Origin of the sequence: Pseudomonas sp. JAI115 (assembly GCF_014200835.1) — a bacterium.
In the GTDB taxonomy this organism is placed as follows: Bacteria; Pseudomonadota; Gammaproteobacteria; order Pseudomonadales; family Pseudomonadaceae; genus Aquipseudomonas; species Aquipseudomonas putida_A.
Window position 1 is genome coordinate 176,660 of sequence record NZ_JACHCY010000009.1, and the last position, 15,760, is coordinate 192,419.

Consider the following 15,760-nt stretch of genomic DNA (forward strand, 5'->3'; position numbering starts at 1 on the left):
CGCCGATCCTGAGGCTGTGTAACAAGGCTGACAATCGAAATCCGACGAATAACACGACTTGTATACAATTATGCAAGTTGCTGTTTTGTATGCGGAACTTAAGCGATTTTCGCCGGTCTTTAGCTACTTCGGACAGGCCGCTTTTGTGAAAAAGCGGCCTTTTTTGTGGGCGTTGGAAGGGTGCAGGGTACAAAGATTTTTGTTGAATGTGCCACCGCTTTCGCGAGCAAGCCCGCTCCCACATTTGAAATGCATTCCAATGTGGGAGCGGGCTTGCTCGCGAAGGGGTCAGTCCAGGCAACGCTTTACGCAGATTTGGCCATGATCAACCCTGTCTCGCTTGCTGCCTCCAGCCGGATCGCAATGAACTTCGATGTCGGCGTATGGCTGCCATCCCCGGTGCTTTCCAGCGGCACCAGCGGATTCACTTCCGGGTAGTAAGCCGCTGCCTGACCCGCCGGAATATCAAACGCCAGCAAGGTAAAGCCCTTCACCCGACGCTCAAGGCCATCGTCCCAGATCGACACGATGTCGGCCTTCTGCCCCGGGCGGAAGCCCAGACGAATGATGTCGGCCTCGTTGGCGAACAGCACATCGCGCTGACCCTTGACCCCACGATAACGGTCGTCGAGGCCATAGATCGTGGTGTTGTACTGATCGTGGGAGCGCATCGATTGCAGGATCAGATCCGGCAGTTGCCCGGTGGCGCGGGTGCGCTCGTGCACCAGATCCTTGGGCAGCATGTTCGCGCGGAAATTGGCCCGGCCCGACGGGGTGTTCCACTTGCGTGCACCGGCACTGTTGCCGAGGTAGAAACCGCCCGGGTTCTTGACCTTCTCGTTGAAGTCCTTGAAGCCCGGAATGGTATCGGCGATCAGGTCGCGGATGCGCCGGTAATCGGCCACCAACCAGTTCCAGTCCACCGGTTTGCTGCCCAGCGTGGCGGCGGCGATGCCGGCGATGATCGCCGGTTCCGAGCGCATCTGGTTCGACAGCGGCTGCAGCTGGCCATTGGAGGCATGGATCATGCTGAACGAGTCCTCCACGGTGACCGCTTGCGGGCCTTCGGCCTGGATATCGATATCGGTTCGACCCAGGCACGGCAGGATCAGTGCGTCTTTACCGTGGGCCAGATGGCTGCGGTTGAGCTTGGTGCTGATCTGCACAGTCAGGTCGCAATTGCTCAGCGCCGCGAAGGTACGCGGGCTGTCCGGCGTGGCCTGGGCGAAGTTGCCGCCCAGACCGATGAAGACTTTGGCGCGGCCCTCGGCCATGGCGTGGATGGCCTCGACCACGTTGTGCCCGTTGTCACGCGGCACCTTGAACTGGAAGCGCCGCTCAAGTGAATCGAGGAACGCCACCGGTGGACGCTCGTTGATGCCCATGGTGCGGTCGCCCTGCACGTTGCTGTGACCGCGCACTGGACACAGGCCGGCGCCGGGTTTGCCGACGTTGCCGCGCAGCAACATCAGGTTGGCGATTTCCTGGATAGTCGGCACCGAATGGCGATGCTGAGTGATACCCATCGCCCAGCACATGATGACGTTCTTGCCTTTGGCGTACATGCGCGCCGCTTGCTCGATCTCCACCAGAGTCAGGCCGGACTGCGCGACGATCTGCTCCCACGGCGTGTCATCGACCACGCCCAGATACTCCAACACGTTGGTGCTGTGGGCATTGAGGAAGTCGTGATCGAACACCGCAGGTTCACCGGCCTTCTGCGCATCGCGTTCCCACTGCAAGAGGAACTTGGCCATGCCGCGCAGCACCGCCATGTCGCCGCCCAGTGCCGGACGGAAGTACGCGGTGTTGGTCGGTTTGTCGCCATTGGTGAGCATTTCCAGCGGGTGCTGTGGATGCTGGAAACGTTCCAGACCGCGCTCTTTCAGCGGGTTGATGCACACCACTTGTGCGCCACGCTTCACGGCTTCGCGCAACGGTTCGAGCATCCGTGGGTGGTTGGTGCCGGGGTTCTGGCCCCAGACGAAAATCGCATCGGCGTGTTCGAAGTCGTCGAAGGTGACCGTGCCTTTACCGACGCCAACGCTCTGCGCCAACGCCACACCGCTGGCCTCGTGGCACATGTTCGAGCAGTCCGGGAAATTGTTGGTGCCGTAGGCGCGCACGAACAGCTGATACAGGTACGCCGCTTCGTTGCTGGCACGGCCCGAGGTGTAGAACTCGGCTTGATCCGGACTCGACAGCGCTTGCAGGTGTTTGCCGATCATTGCAAAGGCATCGTCCCAGGCGATGGGTTTGTAGCGGTCGGTCTCGGCGTCGTAGACCATCGGCTCGGTCAGGCGGCCCTGGTATTCAAGCCAGTAGTCGCTCTGCTCCAGCAACGAGGTCACGCTGTGTTTGGCGAAGAACTTGCTGTCCACCCGACGCTTGGTCGCTTCCCAGTTCACCGCTTTGGCGCCGTTCTCGCAGAACTTGACCATGCCGCTTTCCGGCGAATCGCCCCAGGCGCAGCCCGGGCAGTCGAAACCGCCGTTCTGGTTGGTCTTGAGCATCATGCGCAGGTTTTTCAGCGCGTTGTCGCTGGTCAACCAGGCCTGGGCCACACTGATCAGGGCACCCCAGCCGCCGGCTGCACCTTTGTAAGGTTTGTAGCGCGGGACAGGTTTCTGGTCGGCTTGATGATGTTGGCTCACGCTTGATTCTCCATCGCTGGGCTGTAGACCCGCGGCGCATTCTTCTGCGGCAGGTGGATGAGATTGAGGTTGTGGCGACGGGCCCATTGCACGGCAAGGCCCGTGGGCGCGGACAGGCTGACCAGAGTCTGGATGCCGGCGCGTAAAACTTTCTGGATCAATTCGAGACTGCAACGGCTGGTGACAATCGCCAGGCCGCCTTCTGTGGAAATCTTCTGGCGGATCAGCCCGCCAATCAGTTTGTCGAGGGCGTTGTGCCGGCCGATGTCTTCACGGCCCAGCAGCAATTCACCGCTGGCGTTCATGAACACCGCCGCGTGTACCGCGCCGCAGTGCTGACCGAGCGGCTGGAACGCGCCGATGCGCTGGCGCAGGCCGTCGAGCCAGGCAGCGGGCGGTAACGGTGCGCCGGGCAACACTTTGAGGTCAGGCAAGGCCTGTTCCACCGCCTCGACGCCGCACAGCCCGCAACCGCTAGTGCCGGCCAGTTGTCGGCGCTGTTGCTTGAGGTTCCAGAACGCGCGGTTGGCGATGGTCACCTGCGCGTATTGCGCCGAGCCCGCGCCGGTCAGTTGCAGGTCATAAATGTCGCTGGCGTCTTCGATTATGCCGCTGCCAAGGCTGAAACCGACGATGAAGTCTTCCAGATCGCTCGGCGTCACCAGCATCACCGCCTGACTGATGCCGTTGTAGGCAATCGCCAACGCGACTTCCTCGGCAAGCGCGGTGCTGGCCGATTCCACAAGGGGCAGATCGCTGTAGCTGTAGGTCTGGCTGGCGGCGGGCGCGGGTGTTTCGATTGCAGGCGCCGCGCAAGTTGGGCGCTTGGCGTTCATGGCATCACCGACGGATTGATCAACGCTAAGACTAGGCGCGGCAACTTGTCGCGTCTAATCGGTACTGTCGATCTATTGATAGATGGCGTCGATCAAGCGGCTGCCGGGTCATTGGTCGGCCCGGAACCGGGTTGGTCTGGTGTGGTCTAGGCTTGGACGTCTGGAATCCCAATCAAGGAGTGTGCGCTATGAGTCTGTTGAGCTTTGTGAAAGAGGCCGGTGAAAAGCTGATCGACCTGCTGACCCCGGGTAATGCCAATGCCAGCGAACAGTTGAAGGAACATATCAGCAAGGTCGGGTTGGGCAACCCGAATGTTCAGGCAACCGTGGACGGTGACAAGGTGACGGTCACCGGTGAAGTTGCAAGTCAGGAGGAGAAGGAAAAAATTCTGCTGGCGGTGGGTAACATCGAAGGCGTGGGCAGTGTTGATGATCAGATCACCGTGACCGGGCCGGTTGTGGCTGCCGCACGTTTTGTCGTGGTGAAAAAAGGCGACACCCTCAGTGCGATTTCCCTCGCGGTGTATGGCAACGCCAATCAGTACAACAAGATCTTTGAGGCCAACAAACCAATGCTCAAGGATGTAAACAAAATCTACCCGGGCCAGACCCTGCGTATCCCGGAATAACTCACAACTCCTGTAGGAGCTGCCGAAGGCTGCGATCTGTTGATCTTGCTTCTTAAAATCAAAGATCGCAGCCTTCGGCAGCTCCTACAGGAAATCAGAGACCCCGAATCAAATCGCGGTAGTCTTCAACCGCCGCAAACTCAGCCGTGTCCTTCGGCCCCTTGCGACTGTCCGGCTCTTTCACCGCCAACAAATGCGTCACGCCAAATTCCCGCGCACTACGCAGAATCGGCAACGTATCGTCGATGAACAGACTGCGTGCCGGATCAAAATCGATATCCGCCTGCAAGGCATCCCAGAACTGCGGATTCTCTTTGGGGAAACCGTAATCGTGCGAGCTGATCAGCCGCTCGAAGTACGGCGCCAGTTCGATCCGTTCCAGTTTCAACGACAGTGAATCGCGGTGCGCGTTGGTGATCATGATCACCCGTTTGCCGGCCTTTTTGATCGCCTGCAGAAAGGTGTCGGCATCCGGGCGCAGCGCGATCAGGTGCGCGGTTTCCAGTTTCAGTTCACGCACCGAGAGTTTCAGTTCGGTGCTCCAGAAATCCAGGCAGTACCACTGCAGCTGCCCGGCATGGCGCTCGAACAGCGGCTGCAATTCCATCTCGGCCATGGCCCGGCTCACCCCGTGCAGTTCGGCGTAGCGTTGCGGCAGGTGTTCCAGCCAGAAATGGTTGTCGAAATGCAGATCCAGCAGGGTACCGTCCATGTCCAGCAGGACGGTATCGATGTCAGACCACGGTAAAGAAGGCATGGCAACGTCTCGAGCGGTAGAAAGATATCCGACACAAACAATCGGGAAAGCCGCGTTATAGTAGCGCGTTCACGCCAAGGAGCTTTGCATGCGCCAGAAACCCACTGTACTCGCCCGCGAGATTGTCGCCACCAGTCGTCTGTTTTGCGTCGAAGAACTGAAGCTGCGTTTTTCCAATGGCGTGGAACGCACTTACGAGCGTCTGGTCGGCAAAGGCGCGGGTTATGGCGCGGTGATGATTGTGGCGATGCTCGACAGCGAACACGCGGTGCTGGTCGAGGAATACTGCGGCGGCACTGACGAGTACGAACTGTCCCTGCCCAAAGGCTTGATCGAGCCGGGTGAAGATGTGCTGGCAGCGGCCGAGCGTGAACTCAAGGAGGAGGCCGGTTTCGGCGCGCGCCAGCTGGAACATCTGACCGAGTTGTCGCTGTCGCCCGGTTACATGAGCCAGAAGATCCAGGTGGTGTTGGCCACCGATTTGTACGAGGAGCGTCTGGAGGGCGACGAGCCGGAGCCGATGCGCGTCGACAAGGTCAACCTGCGTGAACTGGCGGCGCTGGCGCAAAACCCCCAGTTTACCGAAGGCCGTGCCCTGGCGGCGCTGTATCTGGCGCGTGATCTGCTGACGCAGCGCGGGTTCTTTCAGTCATGAGTGAGATGTCGATGAAGTTTTCCCATCCGTTGATGGCGCCGGTGGTTGAGCTGGCATTGCAGGCTGGCGAGGCGATTCTGCCGTTCTGGCGCTCTGGCGTGGAGGTCACCGCCAAGTCCGATGATTCACCGGTGACCGCAGCGGACATGGCCGCGCACCATGTCATCGTCGCCGGGCTGACCGCGCTGGACTCCAGTATTCCGATTCTGTCCGAGGAAGACGCCAACATTCCGCAGAGCGTGCGCGCCGGGTGGCAGCGCTGGTGGCTGGTGGATCCGCTGGATGGCACCAAGGAGTTCATCAGCGGCAGTGAAGAATTTACCGTGAACATCGCCCTGATCGAAAACGGGCGGGTGGTGTTTGGCGTGGTGACGATGCCGACCAATAGCCGGTTCTATGTCGGCGGAGCCGGTCTCGGCGCGTGGCGTGGGGACAAAGGTGGTTCGCCGGTGGCGATTCAGGTGCGTGACGCGCTCGCGCCCGGTGAAGCGTTCACCGTGGTGGCGAGCCGTCGACACTCCAGTCCGGAGCAGGAACGTCTGCTCGCCGGTTTGAGCGCCAGTCTGGGCGAGTTGCAACTGGCAAACATCGGCAGTTCGTTGAAGTTTTGTCTGCTTGCCGAAGGAGCGGCGGATTGCTACCCAAGACTGGCGCCGACGTCGCAATGGGACACCGCTGCGGCGCAGGGCGTGCTCGAAGGTGCTGGCGGCGAAGTGTTGGATCTGCAGGGCGAAGCGTTCTGTTATCCGGCGCGGGAATCACTGCTCAATGCGTTCTTTCTGGCGTTGCCGGCGAAAGCGGCGTGGCGTTCAAGACTGTTGGAGCTGGCTCGCTCCTGAGTCCTGCACATCGCATTGTAGTGAGGGGATTTATCCCCGATGGGCCGCGTAGCGGCCCCACTCTACGTACGACATGAATTGCGACTGCTGCGCAGTCGATCGGGGATAAATCCCCTCGCCACAAATGATCGCTGCATCACGAAGACTCAGCGGTGCAGAACGTACTGGCCGATGAACGTCACTGCATCCTCATCACTGCCGGCGTTGACGATCCGCGTATTAAGCGTCAACCGTGCGCGCCCATAACGCTGATACATCGCCAGAAACCTCTTCCAGACCGCCGCTTCCGGTGGCGGACAAATCGCTGTGGCATCACCGGTCACGGGCAGCGGATAGCTGATCTGTCCTTCCTGAATCACGATGTGCCCGTCTTCGATGCCTTCTTCTTTCAGGCGCAGATGCAGCCAGCCCCAACCCGCCAGCACCGCGCCGCAGTAGAGACTGCCGCCGAACATGGTGCTTTTGTGATTGACGTTCGGCTCCAGCGGCAGGTGCAGGCTCAACTGCTGCTCGTGCCAGGCGAGGACCTTGAGGCCCATCTCGCGGGTCAGGGGAATGTCGTGATGCAGCACCGATTCCAGATAGTGACTGTCGCGGCTCATTCGGCTTCGTCTCCATTGGCGTTACTGTCGGCGAAATTCAAGCCGTGCTTGCGCAGTTTGTCGTGCAGGGTCTTGCGCGGAATACCCAGGGCTTCGGCGAGGCTGCGCACCGAACTGTGCGAGCGCGCCAGCTCGGCGGCAATCAACGACTTCTCGAAATTTTCCACTTGCTCGCTCAGGCCACCACTGATGACTTCCACGCTGGTGCCGCCGCCTTCGTTTCCACTGTTATCCAGCGCCAGTTCCAGACCGAGGGCGAAGCGCTCGGCAGCGTTCTGCAGTTCGCGCACATTGCCCGGCCAGGTGTGGCGCAACAGCAAGGCGCGTTGGGCCGGCTGCAGTTCATGCGGTGGCAAGCCATGTCGGGCGCTGGCTTCGTCGGCGTAATGCTGGAACAGCACCAGCGCATCTTCGCCGCGTTCGCGCAGTGGCGGAATGCGCAGCGGTGCAACGTTCAATCGATAGTACAAGTCGGCGCGAAAACGCCCTTGATCGGCAGCCTGACGCAGGTCTTCCTTGGTCGCGGCGATGACGCGGATGTCCAGCGGGATCAACTGATTGCCACCCAGACGTTCGACCACGCGCTCTTGCAGCATGCGCAGCAGTTTCACCTGCACGTCCATGCTCATGCTTTCGATTTCATCGAGGAACAGCGTGCCGCCGTTGGCGAATTCGAACTTACCGATCCGGCGTTTCTGCGCGCCGGTAAACGCGCCTGGCTCATGCCCGAACAGCTCACTTTCGACCACCGATTCGGCCAGCGCCCCGGCGTTGATCGCCACGAACGGGCCGTTGCGCCGGCTCGACAAATCGTGCAGCGCACGGGCCACGACCTCTTTGCCAGCGCCGGTTTCACCGAGGATCAACACGTCCGCTTTGGTCGCCGCCAGCGCGCCGATCTGCTCGCGCAGGCGCAGCATCGGCGCCGAGTGGCCGACCAGTCGTGCGCTCAGTTCGTTGCGATCGCTCAGGGCCAGGCGCAGGCTGCGGTTGTCCAGCACCAGCCGGCGCAGGGCCAGGGCGCGGCGCACGCTGTCGAGCAGCGCGTCACTGGCGAACGGTTTTTCCAGAAAATCATAGGCGCCGGCACGCATCGCCTGCACCGCCAGCGGCACATCGCCGTGGCCGGTGATCAGCAGCACCGGCAGCTCCGGATCCTGAGCGTGCAATTCGCTCAACAGCTCCAGGCCGTCCATGCCCGGCATGCGGATGTCGCTGACCACCACGCCGGGCCAGTCACGCTCCAGTTGCCCGGCCAGACCTTTGGCTTCGGACAGCGGAAGGATTTTCAGCCCGGCCAGGTCCAGGGTCTGGCCGAGGGCCTGACGCAGGTGCGGATCGTCGTCGATCAACACCACCTGAATGCGATTGTCGATGGTCATGCACTTCGATCCTCGGACGGTTGCAGGCTGACCCCGGGCGCACCGGCGCGCAGCCGCAGGGTGATCAAGGCGCCACCTTGCTTGTGGTTGGCGAACGACAGTTCACCGCCGAAGGCGCGCATCAGGGTTTCACAGATGGCCAGCCCCAGGCCAAGGCCCTGAGTGCGGGTCTTGGTGGTGTAGAAGGGCTCGCTGGCGCGGCCGAGGGCTTCCATGCAAAAGCCCGGGCCGTTGTCGCGAATGTACAGATTGACGCCCTCGGCCGTGGATTCGGCACTCAGCCACAGTTTGCGCGGCGGGCCTTTTTCGGTCAGCGCATCGAGGGCGTTGGCCAGCAGATTGCCGAGCACCTGACGCAAACGGGTTTCCCCGGCCTCGACCCACAGCGTGGCGGCGGGCAGGTCGCGGATCAGTTCGACTTCCATGCTGCGGCGCCGTTTGGCCAGCAATGCCAGCGCATCGTCCAGCGCCGGTTGCAGGGCCACGCTTTCCGGGGCATGGCGGTCGCGGCGGGCGAAGGCACGTAGGTGGGCGATGATCGAGGCCATGCGCCCGGTCAGCTCGCTGATCAGTTTGAGGTTGCCACGGGCGTCGTCGGTGCGTTGATGATCGAGCAGTACTTCGGCGTTTTCCGCGTAACTGCGAATCGCCGCCAGCGGCTGATTGAGTTCGTGGCTGATACTCGCCGACATCGTGCCTAGCGCCGAGAGTTTGCCGGCCTGGACCAGATCGTCCTGAGCGCGCACCAGTTCCTGCTGGGCCTGTTCGCGCTCCAGCACTTCCTGCTTGAGTCGGCGGTTGAGGCCTTCCAGATCGCTGGTCCGCTCGGCCACCCGACCTTCCAGTTCACGCCGGGCCTTGGCCTCGAAGGCGATGCGTTCCAGATAATGCCGGCGACGCTGCATCATCAGCCCCAGCAACAGCATCACCACCAACAGCGTGGCGCCGCCGATTGCGACCACGGTGCGCACCGGACGATCTATCAGCGTGCGCGGGGCAAGAATACTGACGCTCCAGCCGGTTTCGGCGATATCGACGGTTTGGGTCAGCCAGGCGCTGTCGCTGAGGTTCAGCGGACGTGGCTCGCGGGTCGGATAAGGCAGGATGGCGGTGATTGCCGAGCGCTCGGTGTCGCTCAAAATGCGGGTTGAACGAAAGCGCCATTCCGGGCGCGAGGTGAGAATCACCACGCCGTTGTGGTCTGTCACCAACAGTTGTTCCGGGGTTTTGCCCCACAGGCTTTCGGTGTGATCGAGGTCGACTTTGATCACCAGCACGCCGATGATTTTTTCGCCGTTGCGCACTGCGGCGGCGAAGAAATAACCGCGTTTGGCCGACGTGGTGCCGAGGCCGAAGAAACGCCCCAGACGCCCAGCCATGGCTTCGCTGAAATACGGACGGAAAGCGAAATTGCGTCCGACAAAGCTGTCATGTTTGTCCCAGTTCGACGCCGCCAGGGTCTGGCCGCTGGTGTCCATCAGGTACATGACTTCGGCGCCAGTTTGTGCGGCAATGTTTTTCAGCAGGCGGTTGGCATTGCCTTGGGTGACGCCGTCGTCCGGCGCCCCGAGTACGGCGCGCAGGGCCGGCAGGTCGCCGAGGATCTGCGGCAATACTTCATAACGGTGCAGGGTGCCCAGCAGGTTGGCGACGTAGAGGTCGAGGGTCTGGCGGTTTTGCCCGGCCAGTTCGCTGCGGTAATAGCGCTCGGCCAGATGCTCCAGCGGCCACAGCAGCGGCGCCAGGCACAGCGCCAGCAGGGCGAGGCTGCGCCAGCGGGGTCTGCGGGGAAGGGTAGGTTTCATGAGCCGGATGCGCCTGAGTGAACAGGCGCATTATGCCTAGGCTCAGGCGAAGACGTCAGCGTCCTTGAGCAAGGCACCGACCTGATCCTTGGCCGACAGCTTCGGCGCTTCGTCCAGTTGCCAGTCGATGCCCAAAGCAGGATCGTCCCAGCGAATGCTGCGTTCGGACGATGGATCGTAGTAGTTGGTGGTCTTGTAGAGGAATTCGGCGAATTCGCTCAGCACCACGAAACCATGGGCAAAGCCTTCCGGAACCCACAGTTGACGGTGGTTTTCAGCCGACAGTCGCACGGCAACCCACTTGCCGAAGTGCGGCGAGCTGCGACGGATGTCCACGGCTACATCGAGCACTTCACCGGCGGTCACGCGAACCAGTTTGCCCTGGGTATTTTGCAGCTGGTAATGCAGGCCGCGCAGTACGCCTTTCTGCGAGCGCGAATGGTTGTCCTGAACGAATTGAGTGTCCAGACCGGTTGCATCCTGGAACGCCTTGGCATTGAAACTCTCGTAGAAGAAGCCGCGCTCGTCACCAAATACCTTGGGTTCGATGATCAGAACACCGGGCAGATCGGTGGTGATTACATTCATGAGGTTTTTCCAGATAGGGGTGAATGGCCGACATTCTTGCGCAAAGTGCCGGCGGATGCGAGCGCTTGAATATCTCCGGTCGGGGGTTGCGCATCCACTGCAGCAATGGCGATATAGGCACCTGATAAAATCTCAGGGGTCGTCCCATGCCGCTCGCCACGTTGATTCATCGCGCCAGTTTGCCCAGCCCGCAGGTTTCTGAAGCGCAGGCCCGGCAGTGGTTGGCCGAGCATTACGGGCTCAGCGGCACGCTACAGGCGCTGGGCAGTCAGCAGGACCTGAATTATCGGGTCGACAGTGAGCGTGGGCGCTTTGTCCTGAAAATCTGCCGCGGCGATTATGCACTTGTGGAGTTGCAGGCTCAGCATGCAGGCCTCAAGTACCTTGCCGAGCACTCGTCGGTGCACGTGCCCAAAGTGATCCCGGCCAGTAACGGCGAGGATCTGTTGTCGCTGGAAGCCGACGGCGAGCCGGTGCACGTGCGGTTGCTGGACTACATCGAAGGTCAGCCGCTGACTCATCTTGAGCATTTGGGCCATGACGTGGTGGCCGGATTCGGTCGGTTGTGTGGCGAGATGGACCTGGCCCTGGCCGGCTTCGATCACCCGGGCCTTCAGCGCACGCTGCAATGGGACGCGCGCCACGCCAGTGCGCTGATCAGCCATCTGCTGCCGGTGATTCAGGATGAGCGCCAGCGCGCCTTGATCGCGCAAGCCGCCGAACAGGCCGAACGTCACTTGCAGCCGTTGCAGGACAAGCTGCCGGTGCAGGCGATCCACATGGACATCACCGACGATAACGCCGTCTGGCAACGCGATGCCAAGCGTCATTGGCAATTGCAAGGCGTGATCGACTTCGGTGATCTGGTCCGCACCTGGCGTATCACCGATCTGTCGGTGACGTGCGCGGCGCTGCTGCACCATGCCGGCGGTGATCCGTTTGTGATTCTGCCGGCGGTGCAGGCCTATCACGCGGTCAATCCGCTGCAACATGATGAGCTGTTGGCGTTGTGGCCGTTGATCGTGGCGCGGGCGGCGGTGCTGGTGCTCAGTGGCGAGCAACAGGTCAGCATCGACCCGGGTAATACCTATAGCCGCGACAACCTTGGCCACGAATGGGAAATTTTCCACGTGGCCACTTCTGTACCCCTGGCGCTGATGGAAGCGGCGATCCTCACGTCAGTCGGCCAGCGTCTGCCGACGGTCGGCAGCGAGGGTTTTGCGCCACTGTTGCCAGAGCTGGTCGGGCGCGAATTTGCGCTGATCGACCTTGGCGTCCTGAGTCCGCATTTCGAGGCGGGCAACTGGGAGCAGGAGGGTATCGATCAACGACTGCTCACTGAAGCCGCGGCCGCGCATGGCCTGGCGGCCAGTCGTTACGGGCAATATCGCTTGTCGCAGACGCGAGTAGACAGTGCCGTCGAACCGGAGACGTTCCCGCTGCACGTTGAGTTGCGCGTGCCGCAGGGCTCGGCGGTGGAAGCGCCGTTTGCCGGTGTGCTGCATCACGCGGCGGATGGTGTGTTGCAACTCGACGGACCGCAGCTCAGCGTGCGGCTGAGGGGCGTGAGCGCCTCGCTGCACAGCGGCGCGGCGCTGGTCAAAGGTCAGGTGCTGGGTGCGGTCAGAGGCCCGTTGATTGTGCAGGTGAGCCGCGTTGCATCGCTGGATGCGCCGTTGTTCTGCAGCCCTTCGCGCGCTGCGGCGTGGCAGGCGTTGTGCCCGTCGCCGGCAGCACTGCTGGGGCTGTCCTGCGATGCCGAGCCGGAGCTGGACGCCAAAACCTTGCTCGAACGGCGCGACGCCAGTTTCGCCCGCACGCAAAAACATTATTACGTCGACCCGCCGCGCATCGAGCGTGGCTGGCGCAATCACCTGATCGACATGCAGGGCCGTTCCTACCTCGACATGCTCAACAACGTCGCGGTGCTCGGCCATGGTCATCCGCGCATGGCCCAAGTGGCGGCGCGACAGTGGTCGTTGCTCAACACCAACTCGCGCTTCAACTATGCAGCCGTGGCGCAGTTTTCCGAACGCTTGCTGAAGCTGGCGCCGGAAGGCATGGACCGGGTGTTTCTGGTCAACAGCGGCAGCGAAGCCAACGACCTGGCGATCCGTCTGGCGTGGGCCTACAGCGGCGGGCGCGACATGCTCAGCGTGCTGGAGGCTTATCACGGCTGGACGGTCGGGGCCGATGCGGTGTCGACCTCGGTTGCCGACAACCCGCGCGCGCTGGAAAGCCGCCCGGACTGGGTGCACCCGGTGACCGCGCCGAATACCTACCGTGGCGAGTTTCGCGGCCTCGATTCGGCGCCGGACTATGTACGCAGCGTCGAAGCGCAACTGGCGCATATCGCCGCGCAGGATCGCCAATTGGCCGGTTTCATCTGTGAACCGGTGTACGGCAACGCCGGCGGGATTTCCCTGCCGCCCGGTTATCTGAAGCAGGTTTACGCATTGGTGCGGGCCCAGGGCGGGGTGTGCATCGCCGACGAAGTCCAGGTCGGTTACGGGCGCATGGGTCACTTTTTCTGGGGCTTCGAAGAGCAGGGCGTGGTGCCGGACATCATCACCATGGCCAAGGGCATGGGCAACGGCCAGCCGCTCGGCGCCGTTATTACGCGTCGGGAAATCGCCGAGGCGCTGGAAGCTGAAGGCTATTTCTTCTCGTCGGCCGGCGGCAGTCCGGTGAGCTGCCAGGTCGGTATGGCGGTGCTGGATGTGATGGAGGAAGAAAAGCTCTGGGAAAACGCCCAGGTGGTTGGCGGGCATTTCAAGACGCGGCTGGAGGCGTTGATCGATAAACACCCGCTGGTGGGCGCGGTACATGGTTCCGGGTTCTATCTGGGGGTGGAGCTGATCCGCAACCGCGAGACGCTGGAGCCGGCCACCGAGGAGACCACGTTGTTGTGCGATCGCCTGCGCGAGCTGGGGATCTTCATGCAACCGACCGGGGATGACCTGAACATTCTCAAGATCAAACCGCCGATGGTCACCTCGCGCCGCAGCGTCGACTTCTTTGTCGACATGCTGGATCGCGTGCTTGAGGAAGGTCTCTAAACCAGACCCTGTAGGAGCTGCCGCAGGCTGCGATCTTTTGATCTGGCTTTACAAAATCAAAAGATCGCAGCCTGCGGCAGCTCCTACAGAGATTCAGATTTATATCGATAATAGTTGTGTGATTTTAGATGTCTGGATGTTTGTTAGCTTTTAATGCCGATATTTATCGGTTATAAAGTCGCCATCGCTTTGCAAACCTTCGACGGTTCCCTGGAGTCCTGATCCGATGACCACTTTGAAAAGTACCCCGCGTGACGATGGCTTCTACATGCCGGCCGAGTGGGCGCCGCAGACCCAGACCTGGATGATCTGGCCTGAGCGTCCGGACAACTGGCGCCTGGGTGGCAAGCCGGCGCAGGCCGCGCACGTTGCAGTGGCCAAGGCCATCGCCCGTTTTGAACCGGTGACGGTTGCCGTGTCGGCCGGTCAGTACGAGAACGCACGCGCACGTCTCGACGTGCCGAATATCCGCGTGGTCGAGATGTCCAGCGATGATGCCTGGGTACGTGACACCGGCCCGACATTCGTCATCAACAACAGCGGCGAAGTGCGCGGTGTGAACTGGGACTTCAACTCTTGGGGTGGTTTTGAAGGCGGTCTGTATTCGCCGTGGAACCGTGATTCGCAGGTCGGTGGCAAGATTCTCGAAATCGAGCGCAGCCCGCGTTATCGCACCGAAGGTTTCGTGCTGGAAGGCGGCTCGATTCACGTCGACGGCGAAGGCACGCTGATCACTACCGAAGAGTGCCTGCTCAATCACAACCGCAACCCGCACCTGGGCCGCGAAGAGATCGAAGCGGTGCTGCGTGACAATCTGTCTGTGGATAAGATCATCTGGCTGCCGGATGGTCTGTTCAACGACGAAACCGACGGTCATGTGGATAACTTCTGCTGCTACGTGCGCCCGGGCGAAGTGCTGCTGGCGTGGACCGACGATCCGCAGGATCCGAACTACCCGCGCTGCCAGGCGGCGATGAACGTGCTGCAAAGCAGCACCGACGCCAAGGGGCGCCCGTTCACGGTGCACAAGATGCCGATTCCGGGGCCGCTGTACGCGACCGAAGAGGAGTGCGCCGGTGTCGATCCGGTCGACGGTACGCAGGAGCGCAACCCTTCCGTGCGCCTGGCCGGTTCCTACGTGAACTTCCTGATCGTCAACGGCGGCATCATCGCGCCGAGCTTCGACGATCCGATGGACGCGCCTGCGCGGGAAATCCTGCAGAAGCTGTTCCCGCAACACGAAGTGGTGATGGTGCCGGGCCGTGAACTGTTACTGGGCGGCGGCAATATCCACTGCCTTACCCAACAACAGCCAGCCCCGCACAAAGAGTGAGTTGAGACGTAACAGCTTGAGTTGATTCATAAATCGGCCAGGCAAAGATTAGCTTGCTACACATTCAAACAAGCCCGCGGCCCTGTTGGACCGCGGGCTTGTTTGTATCCGCCTGTCGACAAATCGGAAACCTTGGCATAGCTCTTGTATCGGACAAAGTGCACTAGGGAGAGGGGGGAACTTCAACAGTTCTGTCATATACCTTGGATAACTTAGCCGCTCACGAACGGGGAGAGAGCGCTGAAATGAACGCCGAAGTGAACGTAGTCAGCGAGCGGACTTTGCATCCCATGGCCGTCAACGGCGAATCGCTCCAGATTGTCGCGCACTTTTTGAAGTCCAATGGAACGCGTCAGATCAGGGAACCTGATCCGCGCCGGATGATGATCGAGCGCTACCCCGCTGGCCTGTTCAGCGAGGCCGAACTGGAAGCGTTATGGGCTGTGATGGAAGGATAAGAAAAACAACAGGGATTGGTAAAAGCGCTGCCGGGATGGCGGCGCTTTTTTATGCACGATGGAAACCATTGCGAACATTGAACCTGTGGAGGGGGCTTGCTCCCGAATGCAATCAGTCAGTGACGATGGTGTTGCCTGACACGACGCCTTCGGGAGCAAGCCC

The 15,760-nt window shown here is 61.3% G+C and carries 13 protein-coding genes; 6 read left to right on the plus strand and 7 right to left on the minus strand.

Going from position 1 to position 15,760, the window contains the following annotated elements; all coding sequences use genetic code 11:
* Positions 1-305 precede the first annotated feature (305 nt).
* The gene (locus HDC30_RS20185; RefSeq protein ID WP_183784583.1) at positions 306-2,654 is read right to left on the minus strand and encodes an FdhF/YdeP family oxidoreductase; all 2,349 of its coding nucleotides are present in this window, start codon (positions 2,652-2,654) and stop codon (positions 306-308) included.
* A complete protein-coding gene (fdhD, locus tag HDC30_RS20190; RefSeq protein WP_097086916.1) occupies positions 2,651-3,490 on the minus strand; it encodes a formate dehydrogenase accessory sulfurtransferase FdhD in 840 nt (279 codons plus the stop codon). The genes HDC30_RS20185 and fdhD overlap by 4 nt, the downstream gene beginning before the upstream one ends.
* A gap of 188 nt (positions 3,491-3,678) precedes the next feature.
* Between fdhD and lysM the strand changes: the two genes are divergently transcribed.
* A complete protein-coding gene (gene lysM / locus HDC30_RS20195) occupies positions 3,679-4,119 on the plus strand; it encodes a peptidoglycan-binding protein LysM (protein WP_027611221.1) in 441 nt (146 codons plus the stop codon).
* A 94-nt stretch (positions 4,120-4,213) separates the two neighbouring features.
* On the opposite strand, the gene yrfG is transcribed toward lysM, so the two are convergent.
* Positions 4,214-4,876, minus strand: coding sequence for a GMP/IMP nucleotidase (gene yrfG / locus HDC30_RS20200; protein ID WP_183784585.1), 663 nt, complete (start codon positions 4,874-4,876; stop codon positions 4,214-4,216).
* Between the two features lie 88 nt (positions 4,877-4,964).
* Here yrfG and nudE point away from each other — a divergent pair, with 88 nt between their 5' ends.
* Positions 4,965-5,531 carry an ADP compounds hydrolase NudE gene (gene nudE, locus HDC30_RS20205; RefSeq protein ID WP_047600934.1) on the plus strand — a complete coding sequence of 189 codons (567 nt, stop codon included), beginning with the start codon at positions 4,965-4,967 and terminating at the stop codon, positions 5,529-5,531.
* An 11-nt stretch (positions 5,532-5,542) separates the two neighbouring features.
* Complete coding sequence (cysQ, locus tag HDC30_RS20210) at positions 5,543-6,370, plus strand: 3'(2'),5'-bisphosphate nucleotidase CysQ (RefSeq protein ID WP_183784587.1); 828 nt, start codon at positions 5,543-5,545, stop codon at positions 6,368-6,370.
* Between the two features lie 146 nt (positions 6,371-6,516).
* On the opposite strand, the gene HDC30_RS20215 is transcribed toward cysQ, so the two are convergent.
* From HDC30_RS20215 to rfbC, 4 genes are read right to left on the minus strand one after another with little or no spacing between them, the layout of a single operon-like run.
* The gene (locus HDC30_RS20215; RefSeq protein WP_183784589.1) at positions 6,517-6,972 is read right to left on the minus strand and encodes a YiiD C-terminal domain-containing protein; all 456 of its coding nucleotides are present in this window, start codon (positions 6,970-6,972) and stop codon (positions 6,517-6,519) included.
* The gene (locus HDC30_RS20220) at positions 6,969-8,354 is read right to left on the minus strand and encodes a sigma-54 dependent transcriptional regulator (protein ID WP_096796713.1); all 1,386 of its coding nucleotides are present in this window, start codon (positions 8,352-8,354) and stop codon (positions 6,969-6,971) included. Before HDC30_RS20220 ends, HDC30_RS20215 begins: the two co-directional genes overlap by 4 nt.
* Positions 8,351-10,159, minus strand: a complete 1,809-nt coding sequence (locus HDC30_RS20225) for an ATP-binding protein (RefSeq protein ID WP_027611227.1) — start codon at positions 10,157-10,159, stop codon at positions 8,351-8,353. Before HDC30_RS20225 ends, HDC30_RS20220 begins: the two co-directional genes overlap by 4 nt.
* Positions 10,160-10,201: 42 nt before the next feature.
* On the minus strand, positions 10,202-10,747 hold the full coding sequence (gene rfbC / locus HDC30_RS20230; RefSeq protein WP_103368291.1) for a dTDP-4-dehydrorhamnose 3,5-epimerase: 546 nt from the start codon (positions 10,745-10,747) through the stop codon (positions 10,202-10,204).
* 146 nt (positions 10,748-10,893) lie between these two features.
* Between rfbC and HDC30_RS20235 the strand changes: the two genes are divergently transcribed.
* From HDC30_RS20235 to HDC30_RS20245, 3 genes are all read left to right on the plus strand, one after another.
* Positions 10,894-13,806, plus strand: coding sequence for an aminotransferase (locus tag HDC30_RS20235; RefSeq protein WP_183784591.1), 2,913 nt, complete (start codon positions 10,894-10,896; stop codon positions 13,804-13,806).
* Between the two features lie 226 nt (positions 13,807-14,032).
* Positions 14,033-15,139: an agmatine deiminase gene (aguA, locus tag HDC30_RS20240; RefSeq protein WP_007961848.1), complete on the plus strand. Its 1,107-nt coding sequence runs from the start codon at positions 14,033-14,035 to the stop codon at positions 15,137-15,139.
* A 245-nt stretch (positions 15,140-15,384) separates the two neighbouring features.
* On the plus strand, positions 15,385-15,597 hold the full coding sequence (locus tag HDC30_RS20245; RefSeq protein WP_007961849.1) for a hypothetical protein: 213 nt from the start codon (positions 15,385-15,387) through the stop codon (positions 15,595-15,597).
* Positions 15,598-15,760 lie beyond the last annotated feature (163 nt).

What these genes read in the sequence shown, in the direction of transcription:
- fdhD (WP_097086916.1), bottom strand. Translation starts at nt 3,490, where the DNA reads ATGAACGCCAAGCGCCCAACTTGCGCGGCGCCTGCAATCGAAACACCC.
- lysM (WP_027611221.1), top strand. Translation starts at nt 3,679, where the DNA reads ATGAGTCTGTTGAGCTTTGTGAAAGAGGCCGGTGAAAAGCTGATCGAC.
- yrfG (WP_183784585.1), bottom strand. Translation starts at nt 4,876, where the DNA reads ATGCCTTCTTTACCGTGGTCTGACATCGATACCGTCCTGCTGGACATG.
- nudE (WP_047600934.1), top strand. Translation starts at nt 4,965, where the DNA reads ATGCGCCAGAAACCCACTGTACTCGCCCGCGAGATTGTCGCCACCAGT.
- cysQ (WP_183784587.1), top strand. Translation starts at nt 5,543, where the DNA reads ATGAAGTTTTCCCATCCGTTGATGGCGCCGGTGGTTGAGCTGGCATTG.
- HDC30_RS20215 (WP_183784589.1), bottom strand. Translation starts at nt 6,972, where the DNA reads ATGAGCCGCGACAGTCACTATCTGGAATCGGTGCTGCATCACGACATT.
- HDC30_RS20220 (WP_096796713.1), bottom strand. Translation starts at nt 8,354, where the DNA reads ATGACCATCGACAATCGCATTCAGGTGGTGTTGATCGACGACGATCCG.
- HDC30_RS20225 (WP_027611227.1), bottom strand. Translation starts at nt 10,159, where the DNA reads ATGAAACCTACCCTTCCCCGCAGACCCCGCTGGCGCAGCCTCGCCCTG.
- rfbC (WP_103368291.1), bottom strand. Translation starts at nt 10,747, where the DNA reads ATGAATGTAATCACCACCGATCTGCCCGGTGTTCTGATCATCGAACCC.
- HDC30_RS20235 (WP_183784591.1), top strand. Translation starts at nt 10,894, where the DNA reads ATGCCGCTCGCCACGTTGATTCATCGCGCCAGTTTGCCCAGCCCGCAG.
- aguA (WP_007961848.1), top strand. Translation starts at nt 14,033, where the DNA reads ATGACCACTTTGAAAAGTACCCCGCGTGACGATGGCTTCTACATGCCG.
- HDC30_RS20245 (WP_007961849.1), top strand. Translation starts at nt 15,385, where the DNA reads ATGAACGCCGAAGTGAACGTAGTCAGCGAGCGGACTTTGCATCCCATG.